Genomic DNA, 16,155 nt, shown 5'->3' with positions numbered 1-16,155 from the left:
TCTAAGCTTTTGAATCAAATAACGAACTGCTGCCTTCATATGAAGATGTCGCCATGTTCGGTTTTCTATAATTCATTTCTTTCGGCTGCGGCATGATCATATCCAACGTCATGTTGACAAACTGCAGCGATTGGTGGAGAAGCTGTTGGTTTAATTCATTAATATTTTTAAGCTCTGCAACGACCACCGCCAAATTGTCTCGCAATCTTTCTAAAGCGGAACGTTCCGGTTCGTTTACTAGTTCAATACATGCCGTTAATGTCGGCTCTTGCTGTGTATGGCCTAATGCACTTATGATCTTTTCAACAGCAAGAATCCGTTCCTTCTCGATTTGTTTAATTGCCGCAATATACTTCTGCTCTTCTTTAATCATTTCACTGAGCGCTTCCATATCGCCTTTCTTTAATACTTCCGTTTTTTTGTTCGCTAAGTCCAACAAGCCTTTATGCAGTTTCACATGCTTTTCTAGCAACTCTATTAATTGTTTGGCAGACAATCCAATCTCTCCCTAAAAGTACATAAAAATTAAATCAGTATGATGTGAATACTGATTTAATTTTCAAAGTAGTATTTGTATATACTTTTCGCGATTGTCTTCGCATCAATTTGATATGTTCCGTTTTGCACTTGTTCTTTTAACTTACGCACTTTCTCTTGATGCTCGACCGTCCATTGAGAAATTTGCTGCAGCTCTTTCGCCGCCGTGGAAATTTCCACTTTATCTTGTTTAGCCACAGGCTTTTTCGCCTGCATCTCTTTATCGAACTGGCGTTTATAAGGATTAACCACCGTCAAGCCGAATTTGTCAATTCTCATGAAAATCCCCCCTTTTCCATGCCTCTAGCCGTTTCCATATCTCCTACCTATATTATCGGCAAACGAAAAAGATTGTTTACAAAAAATCAAAATTAATTCTCGTCACCCCTTTTCGTATAATAAACATTCTCCACATGACGGCGTTTTTTCCTTTCTTCTTCCTTTTGCACCATTTCTAGTTGTTTATTTAGGTCTTTTGAACAGTTTGCGCATAGTCTTCCTTCGCGAATCAGTTTGCCACAGCGGTCGCAAGGATATCCTAAATTTGGGAATTGAGCGAGTTTTAGACGGCCGCTTTTAATGAATTTCATCAGCAGCGACTCCTTCACTCCTGTTGCGTCTACAATTTGCATCATTGTCGCCATGCGATTTTCCCTTTTGCGCAAAAAGCGGTAAACTTTCTCGAAAGCCTCTTCTTCTTCTCTATAACAGCTCTCACAAATATCGCGAAACAGACTTTTTACAAATAGGCTTCCGCAGTTTGGGCAATTTGCTAAACTCATTGTTTCCCCTCCCCACTACTTCTCACTTTCCTTCATTATAAGACAAATAAAAAACGCTTACGTATAAATGTTGATAATTAATCCTTGAATTTCCCCGATGGTGCTTAAAAGGTCAATTCCTTGTTTTTCTTTTTGCAATACGGCATTCGTTAAATCAATTAGCTTTTTGTCCACTTCTTTCACAATCTTATATAGCCGCGAACGCCCGCTCCAATTGAAACCATGTTGTTCGGATAATTGCAAACCGTTTTTTACCACGTCATCAAGCAGCGTTTTCACAAGCTTTTTATATTTTCGCAACTCTTCCACCGAACGCGATTCCGCCAAAACTTTCCCTTGTTCTTCAATTTCTTTCGCAAGTTGCTGAAACCGTTCGAGTGCGAGTTCTTCGTTTTGCTTTGCCACGACTTCGGCAAACGATACAGACGCTGATGCTGTTGCTTCTTTTTTGCTTACGTTCATCATATTTGCTTTTGTGATTTTTTGAATTTCCACAATGAATCTCCCTATTGTTTTTCGATGCTCTTAATTAATTTTAAAATTTCTCCAATGACTGCATAGAGCTGTGAAGGAATTCGATTTTCCGGATCCGCTAAATGCTTGACAAGCGATGAATCGGTTTGCATGGGAATGTTTTGTTGTTGCGCCTGCTTGATGATTTCGTTTACCGTATTGGTTTTAGACTCCGACCATTGATCGGCTCCTTTTTGATAACTCGTCAACGCGGAAAAATAATGTGGATAACCGTTTTTCATACCGTCCAATCATAACCTTTCTCTCTGTTTGTTTCTTTCTCTTTCGTTGTTTCTGCCGCTGTTTTTGGTTCTTCTTGTTCATTCATTTTCGCAAAAGCAATTACTTTTACATTGTAGCCGATTGCCTCCAAATTTTCTTTAGCCATCTCTGTTAATGATTTCAATGCTTCGGCAAGTTGTGCATTGTCCGTTTTAATGGTAATCGTTAAATTTCGTTCCAATGCTTGAAGTAAAATTCCGATTTTCCCGTATTTTTCTGTATCCAGTAAAAAGTACAGACTGCAATTTTGCCAATCAAGCTTTCCTCCATCATTTCGGGAGTTTAAATAAATATGGACCGTTTCAATTTGATCGTGCAATAACACCGGCAATTGATAAAACATCGTTTGCATATGATGGTTAGCATCAAATTTACTCAACAGCTGCTGGCCTGTCATATTCATTAAAGCATGCTCGGCTTGCTGTGCGATCATGCCAAGTTCTCCTTGGCTTAATTTCATTAACACCGCCTTTATGTTTTGCGGTTCCATGGCTGTCTGCTTCAACCATAAGGCCCGGGAAACATCTTTTTCATGCTGAAACCCTAATTGCCGAAATTGCTCAAACATACTCCGTGCTGAAACTTCTTCGCCTAGCGGAAGCTTTAATGTTTTTGCCAGCTGCGAAAGAAGCTGTTGCTTTGGCATTGCTTCTTGCTCGTTGAAATGAAAAGCGGAAATAAAATGCTTTATTTTTACATCCGCTGGTTGAAAGCGAAGCCCTCTAAGCAAATTTTTCACTTCATTCACGATTGTTAAAGCATCGCTCGGCTTTCCTTCAGTAAGCAGCTGCTTTGCTTCCGCTAATTTCGCACTTGCTTGAAGCATTTGCTTCTCCGTTTTCATGTCGGTAAAAAGCATAAATTCTCCTCGCAAAATAGCACGGTCTAACGTATTAATCACGGCTTCGATGAATTGTTTTGCCTGCTGGCGCGCCAATGTTTGTCCACTGTTCAATAAAAATGTTGCGTTTTCTAACTTCTTATTCATCTCTATTTGCAGCTTTTTAAAATCAAGCGCCGCTTGCGAGAGTTTTTCTGTAATCGTCTTAACGATCATATCTTTGGATTGGACGGGGATGGTTTGAAACCATTCCTCATTCCAATACGGCAGTTCCGTTTGTTGGCCGTTCGTTGCTTCTGCTCCTGCAGAAATGCGATCTTTTTGTGAGATCCTTTGATCTTCTAATAACTCTGTTTCAGTTTGAGAGTTGAAAATCTTTGTTTCATTGTTAACAGACTCTCGGTTGTTTTCCTCCGAAGATTGTAAATGCGGCAAGAGATCGAGATGATCTGCCAACTGCATTAATATCTCGCCAAATGGCTCACCATGCAGTGTTTCATGGATAGACTGTAAATGCAATTCGGTCACTTCAAGCTTTTTATTCGCAAGCGCCTGTATCGTTTCCAGTTTTTCATCCAGCGCCCCCTGTGCTTTTTCGAAAAAACGTCTTAATATCGCTTTTTCTTCCTTAGATAGACGAATTCCTTGCGCTAACAAGATTTGTTCCGCTTTCTCTAATTCGCTGACAGGGAGCAACCGAGTGGCTGCGTCATTCGTTTCCACTGTTTTTGGTACGGCCTGCACTTGTAAAACATGATCTTTTATGCCGATAATTTGCACAGCAAATTGATCTTCATTCGGTATTTCGCCTTGAAAACGAACGTGCACATCCTGTCCTTTAACCGTTATAATTGCTTCATTGCTGCTTAATTTTTCCTTAATGGTCGCGAAAAATGTTTCCCCCTCTTTCAAGGAAAACGGCAATAGATTTGTCATTGACTCGTTCATGATCAAGTCGTTGCGAATTTGCATTTACTTCACACTCCGCTCTATCCCTTGCTATTTTTAATATCGGCATGTTTGTCCTCGATATTAACCTCTTGCCAATGTAAACGAAGAAACAGAAGCAGCGCCAGCCTTGCGCAACACCTTCGCCGCATGCCTTAACGTCGTCCCTGTCGTATAAATATCATCGATTAACACAATATGCTTGTCCTGTAAAGGCATTTTTCCTGAAAACTGAAAGACGTTTTCGGTCCGCAGCCGCTCACGGCGCGATTTTTTGGATTGTTTTTCGAGGTGATGGCGTGTGAGGATATCGTGGATGGGGAGAGCGAGCAGCTCGGCAAGCGCCTTTGCTTGGTTAAAGCCTCGCTCGTACAGCCGCTCGGCGCTGAGGGGAATCGGAACGATCAGAAAGGTACGGTCAAAATGGCGGTAAAATTCGCGGCGAAAGTCTTCCTGAAACGCTTGGACAATCGCGTAGTCGCCGCGAAATTTCCAAAGCGCGACCACTTCTTTCATCCATTCATTGTACATATACACTGACCGATTTTTCGTCAATACATCTTTCCACTCGTCATTCTCTTGCCAGCGAACACAATCCGTACATAATCGACCTTGGCGATGGGATGGTTCAAGACCAGCAAACGGACGGCCGCACATATCGCAAATTTCTCCGTCAATCCTCATAAACGCATTGCGGCATTTCGAACAAAGACAATCCGCTTTTTCTAATGTCAAAAAATGCCGCCAACTCACCATCGGATTGTACGGCGTATGGCAAATCAAGCAATTCATTGCGTTTTCAACATCCCCCTTTCTAAAGCCTCCTTATTCATTCGCTCAATCTGCCGTTTCGCCGCGACCATCTCCCGCGTTTTTCCGTAATGGAAAAAACGGATGTCACCGTTTGGAAATTGAGCGCTTCGCCCGACGCGGCCGGCAATTTGCACGAGCGCGCTTTCCGTAAAAATGCGGTCTTCCGCGCCAAGCACGGCAACGTCAATGTTCGGAACGGTCACGCCGCGTTCCAAAATCGTCGTAGTGACAAGAAGCGGAATGCGACCGTCACGAAACGCTTGCACTTTTTCCGCGCGCTTCGGATCTTCCGCGTGAACGCCTTCGATCCGCTCGTCTAATTGTTTCAATATACGTACAACTTGCTCGAGCTCATCAATATGAGGAACGAATAAAACGCTTGTTTTGCCTTTTCGATGCGGGATTGGACCCATGCGGTGACGTTGCGGGGAAGACGCTTGCGCTTTAATTGTTTGCGCCAGTTTCCGCACCATTCGAAACATGGGACAGGAAGGGGAAAACCGTGGTAGCGGGCGGGAATGGTGACCGCTTTTCGTTTGCCGCGCTTGATTTCTTTCTGCCAGGTTGGATGTGGAGTTGCCGTTAAATAAATAAGACTGGATGTCTCTTTGCGCGCTTTTGCGACAGCATATTCAAGCATCGGTTCCACCGAATACGGGAAGGCGTCGACTTCATCAATCACCATCACATCAAAAGCGCGGTAAAAACGTAATAGCTGATGGGTGGTGGAAATAACAAAAGGGGCGAATTTGCCGCGGTCGTCGCTGCCGCCGTACAAGGCGATCAATGGGACGCCTGGAAATGCTTGTTTCAAGCGAGGGGCAAGCTCGCGCACAACATCGGTTCTTGGTGTGGCAATACATACGCGCTTTCCCATCTCAAGCGCCCGCGCGATGCCTGGAAACAATACCTCCGTTTTTCCAGCGCCACAAACTGCCCACACGAGCAATTCGTCATTCCGCACGATTGCGTCCTCCACCGCATCGGCAGCACGCTGTTGACCTTGGGATAACGTTCCGTTCCAGGAAAGCGGGGAAAAATAGCAAGCTTGAGGGAAAGAAAAGCGGGATACAACCAGCGGGGTACATGCGCTTACACGCCCCATCATAATGCATTTGCGGCAATATGTACAAACCGCTTGACAGCGTGCACAAGGAAAGGATGCGAAAAAATGATTCTCCTCGTTTCCGCACCTCATGCAGCGCCATCCATGTTTTGTTTTCATCATCCCTTTTTCGTAAGCAAGATAGCCATGTTCATAATGTACTTGAATGAGATCAAGTGGGAATGGAAGTTCTTCAAGGAGAAGCTGTTTTCCTTCCAAAAAAGAAAGGAGTTCCGGAGAGTAATGAAACTCGGGGTGCAGTGGGATAGAAGACGTGTCATCGATGTGGCTGATCGGTTTAGCAGTTTGGTCATTGGTTTTGGCCAATACTTCGGGGATCAACCTTCCTTCATCCACGATAAAACGCATATGATCCCTCCATTTCATATTGTTCATCCCTATGCCGCATAAAGCTTTGCGGCATAGGGATCAGCAAGATTACGGTTGATACCATGTTAGTCCTAACGCACCCTCGCCAAGATGGGTTCCGATGACTGGGCCGAAGTAGCTCACCATCAATTCGACATGCGGATACTTGCTTGCCAGTTCCTGCTTCCATTGTTCCGCCTCGTCTGGACGATTCGCGTGAATGATCGCCGCCTTGAGCGGCACTCCTTTGGCTGCGTCTTCGGCAAACAATTCTTCAATCCGTTTCACTGCTTTTTTGCGCGTGCGAATTTTTTCAAACGGAACGATCACTTTATTTTCAAAGTGAAGCAACGGCTTAATTTGCAGCAGTCCGCCGATGAACGCCTGTGCGCCTGTCAATCTTCCGCCGCGCTGCAAATGCGATAAATCGTCCACCATAAAGTAAGCGCGCAGCGTTTTTTTCACTTCATCGAGCCGTGCGATGATTTCCTCTGGCGTTTTCCCATCAAGCGCCATCTTCGCTGCTTCGATCGCGTAAAAACCTTGGGCCATGCAGCTGATTTCCGAATCATACGCGTACACTTGCAGGCCATCGACCATATTCCCTGCCGTCAGTGCACCTTGGTATGTTCCGCTAATGCCGCTTGATAGGTGTATGCTAATGACCGCATCGTATCCTTCGTCACGAAGCGATGTAAATAGTTCGACAAATTCGCCAACCGCTGGCTGGGATGTCGTCGGCAGCTCTTTATGCTGCTTTACTTTGTCGTAAAATTGTTCCGTGCTAATATCTATTTCCTCACGATACGTTTCCGCGCCAAACGAGACGCTCAACGGAATCATATGAATCCTTAGCTGATCGCGCACTTCTTTCGGAATATAAGCGGTGCTATCCGTTACAATGGCTGTTTTCATCGTTCATACCTTCCTCGTTCATTAGTCTTTATTACCTATTGTAACAAAAAAAAGGGACGAAATTCATTATCCAATAGCAATAAATTGTCCAGCCATTTTCCGCAAACATTAGCGCACTTCGACCCAGCCGTTTTTGATGGCGACAACGACCGCTTGTGTACGGTCATTGACATTTAATTTTTGTAAAATGTTGCTTACATGATTTTTCACCGTTTTTTCGCTGATATATAGCGCCTCACCGATACCGCGGTTGCTTTTTCCGTCTGCTAATAGCTGCAATACTTCACATTCACGGCGCGTTAATAGATGAAGCGGCCAGCGAACTTCGCGTTTTCTTTCTTTGTTTTCGCCTTTTTCCGATACAAGCCGGCGGTATTCGCGAATCAAATTGTGCGTCACTTTCGGATGCAAGTACGAGCCGCCTTCTGCGACGATTTTCACCGCTTCAATCAATGTATCTGCATCCATTTCTTTTAATAAATAGCCGGTAGCCCTGTTTGCAATGCGCGCATCACATAGTTTTCATCATCATGAATCGAAAGAACGACGACTTTTGTATCAGGATACGTTTCAATCAGCTGTTTCGTTGCCTCTACTCCATTGATGTTCGGCATGTTAATGTCCATAATGACAATGTCAGGGCGGTGCTCTTCTACAATCGAAAGGGCTTCGCTTCCGTCCGCGCCTTCTGCGACGACTTCAAACTCCTCTTCAAACTCTAAAATTCGCTTAATCCCTTCCCGAAATAGTTGATGATCATCAATAATGGCGATGCGTGTTTTCATAACCTCTCCTCCCTTTTTTGATTATGTTACGTTATACATTTAACGGAATACGAATGAAAATCGTTGTACCGAATCCAATCTTTGACCGAATCGTTAATGTCCCTTCCAACAATTCGACCCGTTCTTTCATGCCAATAAGTCCAAAAGCATTCTCTTTTTTTACCGTTGTGTCAAATCCTTTCCCATTATCTTTTACCATCACAAACAGCTGGTTGTTATTCATTTCCGTTCTCACTTGAATTTCGGTCGCTTCCGCATGCTTCAGGGCATTTTGTACTGATTCTTGAACGAGACGGAACACCGCAACTTCCATTCGGGCCGGTAGTCTTACTTCTTCACCAATGTGTACAAAGGAGACGGCAATCTCCCTATTATAATCTTCGATCGTTTGTAGGTATTTTCTTAGTGTAGGAATTAAACCTAAATCGTCAAGCGCCATTGGTCGCAAATCATAAATAATTCTTCGTACCTCATGAAGAGCAGAACGAACCATTTTTTTAAAATCGCGAATTTCGGCAATCGCCGCTTCAATGCCGCGATCTTTTAACACTTTTTCAATGAAGTCGGAACGAAGAATGGCATGGGCGAGCGTTTGCGCTGGACCATCATGAATTTCCCGCGATAGCCGTTTTCTTTCCTCTTCTTGCGCCTCGATAATTTTTAACCCAAACTCTTGTTTTTGTTTAGCACCTTCAATAAATTCCCCTACTTGACGGAAATCGCTGTTTAAATAATCAAGAACAACCGTAATTTGTCCAACTAAATGCTCTGCCCGTTCGATCGTTTCTTTCAGCCCGATTAAGCGCCGCTCCAGCTCATCGCGCCGCAGCCGCAGCTGTTTTTCCCGCTCGCGGATCATCGCCAGCTCCATGTGCAATTCATGGGCCTTTTCGTATGCTTCACGAATTTCCTCTTCCGAATATATCGAAAAATCCTTGCTTACTTCCGCAAGGCGCTGCCGAGACAGCCGAGTTTGTATTTCCAGTTTATCCGCCTCTTCAATCGTCTGTTTGGTTAGCATCTTCACTTCCAACAATTCTTGAAGCAGCTGTTCGTGTTCTTGGCGTGACTGTTCACCGATTCGAAAAATTTCGTCTTTGCTATGTTGAACGGTGTCGATCATTTTTTCGACAATTTTATCTAATTCCTTTGCATCCAACGTTTTATTTGAAGACATACAAGATCCCCCGTAAACGCTTTGCTGCGCTGCTTTCTAATTTTGTGTATCTGCACCAAAAAAATTTATTTGAAGGAAAAATGTTGTCGATTTATAATAAAAAAAGCATCCAATAACAATAACAATCTATTTCTTTGTCTACTAAATTAGTATAACATGTTTTTATCCAAAACTTATCGAATTTTTGAAACTCCTTTGTGTAACAGTGGGGTGATTTTTATTTTGTTAAAAAAATATTACACAGTAAAAGGGTACGGAGAAAACGAAATCATTATTGAAAAATCCCGTTTCATTTGCTATATCAATAGAGCAACAACAGAAGAGGAAGCGATTGAGTTTATCCAGCAAATTAAAAAAAAGCATTGGGACGCGACACATAACTGTTCTGCCTATATCATCGGCGAACACGACCAAATTCAAAAAGCGAACGATGACGGCGAGCCAAGCGGCACCGCTGGCGTTCCGATGCTGGAAGTGTTAAAGAAAAAAGGATTAAAAGATACCGTCGCCGTCGTCACCCGATATTTTGGCGGCATTAAACTCGGGGCGGGCGGTCTTGTTCGTGCTTACGGAAAATCGGTATCAGAAGGGCTTAAGGCAGCTGGCATTGTCGAACGCCGCCTTGTGCGCGTCATGCATGTTGTCATTGACTACACATGGCTCGGAAAAGTGGAAAATGAATTGCGCTCTTCTGTATATACTATAAAGGATATCCATTATTTAGAAAATGTCGAGCTAGAAATTTTCGTTGATGAAGAAAAAAAACAAACGTTCATCGAATGGATGATGGAACTTACCAATGGAAGAGCGGAAATAAAAGAAGGGGAGACAGAGTATCTCGAAACGGACGTCTCTTAAAGCGGACATAAAGTCAAAACGGTGAAAAGGAGTTTCTATTATGGTAAATGAAAGAAAACGGCTTAAAAAGATGAAAAAGAAAAAACGGAGAAGACGCATTTTATTTTGGCTATTTGTTCCCTGTTTATTATTTCTAATCAGTTCCGCAGGATATGCTTTATTTTTAATGCATAAAGCTGAATCGATGATTAACAAGTCGTATGAAGAGATCGGAAACAATGCAAAGTCTATTGACCCAAAAAAAGATAACTTCTCTGTACTGTTTATCGGCATCGACGATAGCAAGTCGCGCAAATTTAAAAGTGATACCCGATCGGACGCGCTTATTCTTGCTACGTTTAACGCAAAAGACAAATCCGTGAAAATGGTGAGCATTCCGCGCGACTCATACGTATATATCCCTTGTGAAGACAAATACGATAAAATTACACACGCGCACGCTTATGGAGGCACAAAATGTACTGTCGAATCCATCGAAAATTTATTTGACATTCATATCAATTATTACGTCAAAATGAATTTCTACGCCTTCATGGATGTAGTAGATGCACTAGGGGGAATTGAGGTCGAAGTTCCTTATGACATTAAGGAAAAAGACTCGGAAGATCACCATAATGCTATTGTGCTGAAAGAAGGGCTTCAGAAGTTAAATGGCGAAGAAGCGCTCGCCCTTGCGAGAACTCGGAAGAAAGATAATGATATCGAACGCGGAAAACGCCAGCAACAAATTTTAAAAGCCATTTTAGAGAAAGCAAGCAAGACCAGCTCCATTACAAAATACGATGATGTCATCGAAGCGGTTGGAAACAACATGAAAACAAACTTCACATTTGATGACATTAAGTCATTAATTTATTATGTCACAAGCAAAAAAAATATCCACATAGAATCACTCCAACTAAAAGGAACGGACCAAAACGACGGGGTTTATTACTACGAGTTAGATGAGGAGTCCGTACAAGAAGTGGCAGATACGCTTCGAAATCATTTAGAATCATCGGACGAATAAAAAGGGTTAAAAAAGTCATCTCGCGCCAACGAGATGACCTTTTTATTTCATTTTTCCATTTGCGTAGCGAATACCTCGCACAATTTTCAAAATTGGACGGTAATTGTTGCCGACTAATCCGATTTTTTCAGCGAATAACTCCAGTGCGAGTACGACAACGACTAATATAATCATCGATACCCATGCAGCAGCTTTGGACAAAATAATGGCCACAAGCCCAAACAAGGCGCTCATGCCGTAAATAATGAGAACTGTTTGACGATGGCTATATCCAAGTCGAAGTAGACAATGATGCAGATGTGATTTATCCGGTGCTGACAATGGCTGTCTTTTGAGAAGGCGTCGAATAATCGCAAAGAACGTATCTGAAATTGGCACACCTAAAATAATAACAGGAATAATAAATGAAATCGCTGTAACGTTTTTAAACCCAAGCAATGAGAGAACAGAAATCATATATCCTAAAAACAGAGCTCCTGTATCTCCCATGAAAATTTTAGCCGGATGGAAATTATAAATCAAAAACCCTAAAATGCTGCCGAGCAAAATAAAACCCATGCTTGTTACAAACATATCACCTTTTAAAATCGCCATCCAAGAAATGGTTATTAGCGCAATGGCAGAAACTCCAGCAGCTAGTCCATCAAGTCCGTCAATTAAATTAATGGCATTGGTAATTCCTACAATCCAAAGAATCGTTAATGGAATGCTCAAAAAGCCGAAATATAATTGCGATCCAAACGGCAAATTAATGTATTCGACTTGCACTCCACCAAATACAACGACGACAAAAGCAGCTAGCAGCTGTCCTGCTAATTTCACTTTTGGAGAAAGCTCAAATAAGTCATCTAAAAATCCGGTAATAATAATGATGACGCTTCCCAATAAAATCGGAACTTCATACACATTATCCGGATCTAAAAATACAATCCCTACAATAAACGCAATATATATCGCCAATCCGCCTAAACGCGGCATTATTTTCTGATGTACCTTCCGTTGACTTGGACGATCAGTTGCGCCAATTTTAAACGCCAACTTTTTGACAAGCGGTGTTACAAGCACGGAGGTTATAAAGCAAATCAACATGGTAAGAAAATAAGCCATAAAAAATCCTCCTTAACTTTATCATAACCACTCATTCTTTTTTCTTGTCATCATGATTTTGCATTTTCATTAAAACATTGGAAAAAATAACATAAAATCACTACGTATCATTGGTGTAAATCTGGAAATAGTATAAAAAGAATATTTAAACTATATTCACAATGTGGATTATAACATAGACATACAAACTATTAAACAATTATTTTATGTACCACTATTTCATCACATGTCTTCTTTATATTATTTCGAAAAAATTATTCCTATAAGGGTAATCTAGTGCCAAAAATAATTTAGATAAGCTAGAAAATAATTAAGAACAATGTATCGTTTATACTAATCTTTTGCTTTACTGTATGAACAGATAGACATGCTGAAGGGAAAATTTTTGCTATGGATTGATTTCTAATTTTCAGGGTAAGTAATGGTTATTAAGGATGATTCATACATTTTGTATAATATTTTCACATTTTTGCTTGTCTACCATATAGGTTATGGTACAATAAAAGTGAGGACCGTCTTCCGTTTTGTATCGGGATATAATCGAGAGTGCGATGGACGGGTTGAGGCCAAGAAAGATATCCACGAATAGTGGATATCTTTTCTTTTTTATTTCTTTATTAATTGAAAAAAGCTAATATTCAACGCTGTTGAAACGTTGAACATTAGCTTGAAAAGATGATTTATGATTGTTCTACGATGGATATTTTCCATTTACTTAAATCTGGCTCAGACTTTTGGATCAGCTCTTTTGGGAAAATGAATGTCCACGGTTTTGTCGTGTTTGCTTTGACTTCCAAACGATCAAGGACGAAGCCTCCGCGTGCGATCACCTCACCTGTCGCGTCTTCTACTTGAAGCGGAAGTTGCTCAAGATAAATATTCCGATCGCTGCCGTTACGAATTAGCACAGTGATGTGCAATCCGTGTTCCTCCGTTAGCTTTGCCTGAAGACCAAAAAAATTTACTTCTCCTGACTTTGGCGGCTCAAGTTGATCAACCAATTGCCGTAGTTTCTCCTTCTCTTCTTCAGGAAGCGCTTTTTCCCAACTTTCCTCCAATTCTAAACGATGCTTTGGTTTTAATTCAAAAGCAAGCTTCCACCCTTCGCTTGGAATATCATCTGTTTTTAATGTCGCGTTTTCGAAAAGAAAGTGCCATGGCCGGCTGCTTTTTGCTGGGAGTTCCCCCATCTCCTCTAAATCGAACTCTTTCCGAGCGATAATCGCATCGTCCGCACTTAACAATAAAAGTGTTGTTTTTCCAATTTTAATCGGCTTGGACAAACTATGGCGCACGAATGCGGATACAATCACGCCATCCGCTTCCCTTCTTAAACTAATTCCAGATAGGGAGATTTGGTTCGGTTTTAACGGTGATAGTTCATTGTTTAAAAAGCGCAACACATATTGCTGTTCAAGGGACAAATTCCACGATGGATGAAGAGAAAGCTCGGTATGAACATCTTCTCCGCCAGCACCATCCGTTTCTTGAATGACATCTTGTGCAGAAACGGCGGTATCTCCGCCGCTTTTTTTCTTTTTCTTAAAAAATGGAAACAACGCAATTCCTCCTTATTCGTTCGAACTATGTTGTAATGATTGCAATAACTGAGAAAGATGCAAACTGATTTCTTTTTCGATCGTTGCATACATCATCGTGAATAATTCGAATCCGTCCTTTTGATACAAGCGCATTGGATCTTCCTGCTGGTAATGACGCATGCCGATTCCTTCTTTTAAAAGTGCCATATTTTCTAAATGCTTCATCCAATTTTGATCAATCACTGCTAACATGATATTTTTTAATTTTTCCTGAAGCGATAGGTTGTTTTTCAAGGTTTCAAGATACTGAATATAGGAATCTACCGCTTCCTTCACTTTCTGTTTAACATCTTCAATATCTTCTAATGGATGTTCAAAGGAAATGTACCGTGGGTAGAGAAGACGGTTTAACTCCTCAGTCATCGTTTTAACATCCCATTCTTCTGGGATAAGCTCTAGCAGGCAATACTTCTCGACGATGTTGTTGCATGCCGATTGAACCATTGGAACGATAAGAGAAATCCTGTCTTCCTCTCTTAATACTTTATCACGTATATGGTAAACAACGTTTCGCTGCTCATTAATGACGTCATCAAGCTTTAAATTGTATTCCCTAATCGAGAAATTGATGCCTTCTACAATTCGTTGTACTTTATCAACAAACTCATGAATGTTGCTGTTCATAATTCGTCCTGTTTCATCTGTTTTTAGTTTCGGTTTTAATTTTTCCGTTTCTTCCTTCGCAAAACGACGAAACATATCATCTTCGAGGGAAATGAAAAACTGGCTCGAACCAGGATCGCCTTGACGGCCCGCTCTTCCTTTCAACTGGTTGTCAATTCTTCGGCTTTCATGCCGCTCTGTTCCGATGACGTGCAAACCGCCAAGCTCAGCAACTCCCTCACCTAACAAAATGTCTGTTCCACGACCGGCAATATTCGTAGCAATCGTAATGCGGCCGCGTTGCCCTGCTTTGGCAATGACCTCTGCTTCCTGCTCGACCGTTTTCGCGTTTAGCAGCTCATATGGCAAGTTTTCTTTATCTAAATATTTAGCTACCTCTTCTGACTGCAAAATCGAAGTCGTACCTATTAATACCGGCTGTCCTTTTTCGTGACGGCGTTTTACTTCTTTCGCAACTGCCACGTATTTGTCATGTCTTGTCATGTACACGTTATCAGGCATATCGACGCGAATTTTTGGTCTGTTCGTCGGAATCGGAATGACGTCCATTCCGTAAACGTGCTGAAATTCTTTTTCTTCCGTTTTTGCCGTTCCTGTCATCCCTGATAAAATTGGATACATACGGAAATAGTTTTGAATCGTGATGGAAGCTTGCGTTTTGTTTTCTTCGGTAATTTCCAAGCCCTCTTTCGCTTCAATCGCTTGATGAAGCCCGTCGCTTAGCGAGCGGCCTTCCATCACACGACCTGTAAACATATCGACAAGCACACTTTTCCGTCACGAACGATGTAATCGACATCACGCTTAAAGATGACATGTGCCCGCAATGCCTGAATGACGTAATGGTATAAAATTTGATGCTGCAAGTCATACAAGTTGTCGATGCCGAACGCTTTTTCAACTTTTTCGATTCCTTTTTCCGTTAAATTCGTTGTTTTCATTTCTTCATCATATATATAGTCAACGTCACGTTCAAACTTCTTGACTAAACGTGCCGCAATATAATGAAGTTCCGAGCTAGATCTCGTTTTTCCCGCAATAATGAGAGGCGTTTTCGCTTCATCGATTAAGATGCTATCGATTTCATCGATAATAGCATAATGATAAGGACGTTGCACTTTATCAGAAAGATCATACACCATGTTATCACGTAAATAATCGAATCCAAACTCTGTGCCAATTCCGTATGTAATGTCGGCTTGATACGCTTTTTTCTTTTCCGAAGGAGACATCAATGGAAGGTTCAAACCGACTGTAAGACCTAGAAATTCATGAATTTGACCGATTAAATTTCTGTCGCGTTTTGCTAAGTAGTCATTGACCGTGATCACATGCACACCTTTTCCTTCCAGCGCACGCAAATAGCTCGGAAGCGATGCAACAAGCGTTTTCCCTTCTCCAGTCGCCATTTCAGCAATATTTCCTTCAGCAAGGACAAGCCCACCCATAAGCTGGACGTCGAAATGCCGCATACCAAGCACTCGTTTCGCTGCTTCTCTCACCACCGCGAACGCTTCCACCTTAATATCGTCAATGGACTTTCCCAAAGCCAATTGTTCTTTGAAGTATTCTGTTTTTGCCCTCAGCTCTTCATTCGTAAGCTTTTCCATTTGTGGCTCTAGCTGATTGATTTGTTCGACAAGCCGTCTATATTTCTTTAACTGACGTTCACTTGTATCCCTGATTGTTTTTTTCAAAAGTGAAAGCATTCCGAATTACGCTCCTTTATAACGAATTCTAATATAGTATACCAAATTGGTAATCGTTACGAAATGCGAATCTATTATAGGCTTTTTTCTATTTTTTTGAAAATCATACCTTACTTATCCTCTATTTCAAATATTACACTCTACATGAAAAAACTACTTGTCGACAAATTTTGTCGAATT

At 41.7% G+C, this 16,155-nt stretch carries 13 protein-coding genes and 3 pseudogenes; 2 read left to right on the top strand and 14 right to left on the bottom strand.

All coding sequences use genetic code 11. The features are described from left to right. Position 1: 1 nt before the first annotated feature. From NXM86_RS01570 to NXM86_RS01520, 11 genes and pseudogenes are all read right to left on the bottom strand, one after another. Complete coding sequence (locus NXM86_RS01570; protein ID WP_498958517.1) at positions 2 to 496, bottom strand: flagellar protein FlgN; 495 nt, start codon at positions 494 to 496, stop codon at positions 2 to 4. A 56-nt stretch (positions 497 to 552) separates the two neighbouring features. After that, positions 553 to 816, bottom strand: coding sequence for a flagellar biosynthesis anti-sigma factor FlgM (flgM, locus tag NXM86_RS01565; protein WP_498958516.1), 264 nt, complete (start codon positions 814 to 816; stop codon positions 553 to 555). Between the two features lie 92 nt (positions 817 to 908). Beyond that, positions 909 to 1,319 carry a TIGR03826 family flagellar region protein gene (locus tag NXM86_RS01560; protein WP_081189268.1) on the bottom strand — a complete coding sequence of 137 codons (411 nt, stop codon included), beginning with the start codon at positions 1,317 to 1,319 and terminating at the stop codon, positions 909 to 911. A 57-nt stretch (positions 1,320 to 1,376) separates the two neighbouring features. Further along, entirely contained in the window at positions 1,377 to 1,814 is a 438-nt protein-coding gene (locus NXM86_RS01555; protein WP_498958515.1) for a YaaR family protein, read from the bottom strand. 11 nt (positions 1,815 to 1,825) lie between these two features. Next, complete coding sequence (locus NXM86_RS01550; protein WP_498958983.1) at positions 1,826 to 2,074, bottom strand: flagellar biosynthesis protein FlhB; 249 nt, start codon at positions 2,072 to 2,074, stop codon at positions 1,826 to 1,828. After that, positions 2,071 to 3,927, bottom strand: coding sequence for a hypothetical protein (locus NXM86_RS01545; RefSeq protein ID WP_498958514.1), 1,857 nt, complete (start codon positions 3,925 to 3,927; stop codon positions 2,071 to 2,073). The genes NXM86_RS01550 and NXM86_RS01545 overlap by 4 nt, the downstream gene beginning before the upstream one ends. Positions 3,928 to 3,987: 60 nt before the next feature. After that, positions 3,988 to 4,695 carry a ComFC family protein gene (locus tag NXM86_RS01540; RefSeq protein ID WP_498958513.1) on the bottom strand — a complete coding sequence of 236 codons (708 nt, stop codon included), beginning with the start codon at positions 4,693 to 4,695 and terminating at the stop codon, positions 3,988 to 3,990. Beyond that, positions 4,692 to 6,190: pseudogene (locus NXM86_RS01535) on the bottom strand (ATP-dependent helicase ComFA). The gene NXM86_RS01540 and the pseudogene NXM86_RS01535 overlap by 4 nt, the downstream one beginning before the upstream one ends. Before the next feature lie 69 nt (positions 6,191 to 6,259). Beyond that, the gene (locus NXM86_RS01530; protein ID WP_328266955.1) at positions 6,260 to 7,105 is read right to left on the bottom strand and encodes a DegV family protein; all 846 of its coding nucleotides are present in this window, start codon (positions 7,103 to 7,105) and stop codon (positions 6,260 to 6,262) included. 108 nt (positions 7,106 to 7,213) lie between these two features. Continuing rightward, a pseudogene (locus tag NXM86_RS01525) lies at positions 7,214 to 7,890 on the bottom strand (response regulator). A gap of 31 nt (positions 7,891 to 7,921) precedes the next feature. After that, positions 7,922 to 9,067, bottom strand: coding sequence for a sensor histidine kinase (locus NXM86_RS01520; protein WP_328266954.1), 1,146 nt, complete (start codon positions 9,065 to 9,067; stop codon positions 7,922 to 7,924). Between the two features lie 222 nt (positions 9,068 to 9,289). Between NXM86_RS01520 and NXM86_RS01515 the strand changes: the two genes are divergently transcribed. Together NXM86_RS01515 and NXM86_RS01510 are read left to right on the top strand one after the other, a co-directional pair. Further along, the gene (locus NXM86_RS01515; RefSeq protein WP_328266953.1) at positions 9,290 to 9,925 is read left to right on the top strand and encodes a YigZ family protein; all 636 of its coding nucleotides are present in this window, start codon (positions 9,290 to 9,292) and stop codon (positions 9,923 to 9,925) included. 40 nt (positions 9,926 to 9,965) lie between these two features. Then, entirely contained in the window at positions 9,966 to 10,934 is a 969-nt protein-coding gene (locus tag NXM86_RS01510) for an LCP family protein (protein WP_328266952.1), read from the top strand. Positions 10,935 to 10,976: 42 nt separating this feature from the next. Here NXM86_RS01510 and NXM86_RS01505 read toward each other — a convergent pair whose 3' ends face one another. From NXM86_RS01505 to secA2, 3 genes and pseudogenes are all read right to left on the bottom strand, one after another. Beyond that, positions 10,977 to 12,041, bottom strand: coding sequence for a glycosyltransferase family 4 protein (locus NXM86_RS01505; protein ID WP_081189259.1), 1,065 nt, complete (start codon positions 12,039 to 12,041; stop codon positions 10,977 to 10,979). Between the two features lie 680 nt (positions 12,042 to 12,721). Beyond that, positions 12,722 to 13,600, bottom strand: a complete 879-nt coding sequence (locus tag NXM86_RS01500) for an accessory Sec system S-layer assembly protein (protein ID WP_015865101.1) — start codon at positions 13,598 to 13,600, stop codon at positions 12,722 to 12,724. Between the two features lie 12 nt (positions 13,601 to 13,612). After that, positions 13,613 to 15,975: pseudogene (gene secA2, locus NXM86_RS01495) on the bottom strand (accessory Sec system translocase SecA2). Between the last annotated feature and the right edge of the window lie 180 nt (positions 15,976 to 16,155).

It is taken from the genome of Geobacillus sp. CX412 (assembly GCF_027942335.1).
GTDB lineage: Bacteria > Bacillota > Bacilli > Bacillales > Anoxybacillaceae > Parageobacillus_B > Parageobacillus_B toebii.
The sequence above is the reverse complement of the archived record's forward strand: the minus strand, read 5'-3'. Positions and strand labels throughout refer to the sequence as shown.